Raw genomic sequence first — 1,920 nt, 5'->3', positions numbered from 1 at the left:
TACACCCGTTCCCATGCCGAACACGGAAGTTAAGCTTCGTCGCGCCAAGAGTAGTTGGGGGATCGCTCCCTGCGAGGGTAGGTCGTCGCCATGCATATTGGAAGATTAGCTCAGTTGGGAGAGCGTCTGCCTTACAAGCAGAGGGTCACAGGTTCGAGCCCTGTATCTTCCATTTAATGAGCCGTTAGCTCAGTTGGTAGAGCATCTGACTTTTAATCAGAGGGTCGACAGTTCGAGACTGTCACGGCTCATTGCCCTTAGAGGGTAGTGAAAAATTTTCGGTTAACGCCGACTTAGCTCAGTTGGCAGAGCATCTGTCTTGTAAACAGGGGGTCGGAGGTTCGAATCCTCTAGTCGGCATTGCACCATTTATATGCGGAAGTAGTTCAGTGGTAGAACATCACCTTGCCATGGTGGGGGTCGCGGGTTCGAATCCCGTCTTCCGCTTTTGCCAATTCACAATGATGCCGGGGTGGCGGAATTGGCAGACGCACAGGACTTAAAATCCTGCGGTCAGTGATGACCGTACCGGTTCGATCCCGGTCCTCGGCACTTATTTGCACCCATAGCGCAACTGGATAGAGTGTCTGACTACGAATCAGAAGGTTGTAGGTTCGACTCCTACTGGGTGCATTGCAGTTTTCATTCTGCAAAACAATTACATTTTCGGGAAATAGCTCAGCTTGGTAGAGCACCTGGTTTGGGACCAGGGGGTCGCAGGTTCGAATCCTGTTTTCCCGATTTATAAATAGCTCTCTAGTTATTTATGATCGCGGTGTAGCTCAGCTGGCTAGAGCGTCCGGTTCATACCCGGGAGGTCGAGGGTTCGATCCCCCCCGCCGCGATTAAGCATATGAGTGAACTTGGACCTTTAGCTCAGTTGGTTAGAGCAGACGGCTCATAACCGTCCGGTCGTAGGTTCGAGTCCTACAAGGTCCACTAATATGGTGGTCCATTGCTTATATTCAGCTTATGGAGGATTACCCAAGTCTGGCTGAAGGGAACGGTCTTGAAAACCGTCAGGTGGGCGCAAGTCCACGCAAGAGTTCGAATCTCTTATCCTCCTTTTTGTTTATATACTATTATCGCGGGGTGGAGCAGTCTGGTAGCTCGTCGGGCCCATAACCCGAAGGTCGTTGGTTCAAATCCAGCCCCCGCAATTTTGGTCCCATGGTCCAGTTGGTTAGGACGCCTGCCTGTCACGCAGGAGATCACGAGTTCGAGTCTCGTTGGGACCGTTTATGGCTCGGTAGCTCAGTCGGTAGAGCAATGGATTGAAGCTCCATGTGTCGGCAGTTCGATTCTGTCCCGCGCCATTCATACCATGTTATGCGGGTGTAGTTTAGTGGTAAAACCGCAGCCTTCCAAGCTGCTGTCGCGAGTTCGATTCTCGTCACCCGCTCCATGGGCGCATAGCTCAGCTGGTTAGAGCGCACGCCTGATAAGCGTGAGGTCGGTGGTTCGAGTCCACTTGTGCCCACTTGGTTTTGGGGAAGTACTCAAGTGGCTGAAGAGGTGCCCCTGCTAAGGGTATAGGTCGCGCAAGCGGCGCGAGAGTTCGAATCTCTCCTTCTCCGTTTTTTGTTTTAGAATGTAGGTCATTATTCTCTATGACCCCTTGGTCAAGTGGTTTAAGACACCGCCCTTTCACGGCGGTAACATGGGTTCGAATCCCGTAGGGGTCATTTCATCTTACTATTATCGCGGGGTGGAGCAGTCTGGTAGCTCGTCGGGCCCATAACCCGAAGGTCGTTGGTTCAAATCCAGCCCCCGCAATCTTATATCAATCGTAACTACGCATATTGTGCGTAGTTTTTTTTAGAACTTGAATTTACACTTTAAGTGCAACACTAATTAAATAAAGAATGGCCCATGGCCAAATTTCTGTAAAATGATGTTTGCGAAAACAATCATGAAAGG

18 tRNA genes and 1 rRNA gene are annotated in these 1,920 nt (G+C 50.6%); all 19 read left to right on the top strand.

The window, feature by feature from the left end:
* Positions 1 to 94 (top strand): 5S ribosomal RNA (gene rrf / locus GB992_RS01920); the annotation flags it as partial.
* A 5-nt stretch (positions 95 to 99) separates the two neighbouring features.
* Positions 100 to 172: transfer RNA gene (locus GB992_RS01915), tRNA-Val, on the top strand.
* A gap of 6 nt (positions 173 to 178) precedes the next feature.
* Positions 179 to 251 (top strand) — tRNA-Lys (locus GB992_RS01910).
* Positions 252 to 287: 36 nt separating this feature from the next.
* Positions 288 to 360 (top strand) — tRNA-Thr (locus GB992_RS01905).
* A 15-nt stretch (positions 361 to 375) separates the two neighbouring features.
* Positions 376 to 447, top strand: a tRNA-Gly gene (locus GB992_RS01900).
* Positions 448 to 466: 19 nt separating this feature from the next.
* Positions 467 to 552 (top strand) — tRNA-Leu (locus tag GB992_RS01895).
* 7 nt (positions 553 to 559) lie between these two features.
* Positions 560 to 633, top strand: a tRNA-Arg gene (locus tag GB992_RS01890).
* 34 nt (positions 634 to 667) lie between these two features.
* Positions 668 to 741: transfer RNA gene (locus tag GB992_RS01885), tRNA-Pro, on the top strand.
* A gap of 30 nt (positions 742 to 771) precedes the next feature.
* Positions 772 to 845: transfer RNA gene (locus tag GB992_RS01880), tRNA-Met, on the top strand.
* A 20-nt stretch (positions 846 to 865) separates the two neighbouring features.
* Positions 866 to 939: transfer RNA gene (locus GB992_RS01875), tRNA-Ile, on the top strand.
* A gap of 35 nt (positions 940 to 974) precedes the next feature.
* Positions 975 to 1,066: transfer RNA gene (locus GB992_RS01870), tRNA-Ser, on the top strand.
* A gap of 20 nt (positions 1,067 to 1,086) precedes the next feature.
* A tRNA-Met gene (locus GB992_RS01865) sits at positions 1,087 to 1,160 on the top strand.
* A 4-nt stretch (positions 1,161 to 1,164) separates the two neighbouring features.
* A tRNA-Asp gene (locus GB992_RS01860) sits at positions 1,165 to 1,238 on the top strand.
* A 5-nt stretch (positions 1,239 to 1,243) separates the two neighbouring features.
* A tRNA-Phe gene (locus tag GB992_RS01855) sits at positions 1,244 to 1,316 on the top strand.
* A 15-nt stretch (positions 1,317 to 1,331) separates the two neighbouring features.
* Positions 1,332 to 1,405 (top strand) — tRNA-Gly (locus tag GB992_RS01850).
* 1 nt (position 1,406) lies between these two features.
* A tRNA-Ile gene (locus tag GB992_RS01845) sits at positions 1,407 to 1,480 on the top strand.
* 9 nt (positions 1,481 to 1,489) lie between these two features.
* A tRNA-Ser gene (locus tag GB992_RS01840) sits at positions 1,490 to 1,577 on the top strand.
* A gap of 35 nt (positions 1,578 to 1,612) precedes the next feature.
* Positions 1,613 to 1,685: transfer RNA gene (locus tag GB992_RS01835), tRNA-Glu, on the top strand.
* A gap of 17 nt (positions 1,686 to 1,702) precedes the next feature.
* Positions 1,703 to 1,776: transfer RNA gene (locus tag GB992_RS01830), tRNA-Met, on the top strand.
* The last annotated feature ends 144 nt before the right edge of the window (positions 1,777 to 1,920 follow it).

The sequence above is a fragment of the Furfurilactobacillus milii genome, from assembly GCF_009863985.1.
Lineage (GTDB): Bacteria > Bacillota > Bacilli > Lactobacillales > Lactobacillaceae > Furfurilactobacillus > Furfurilactobacillus milii_A.
The sequence above is the reverse complement of the archived record's forward strand: the minus strand, read 5'-3'. Positions and strand labels throughout refer to the sequence as shown.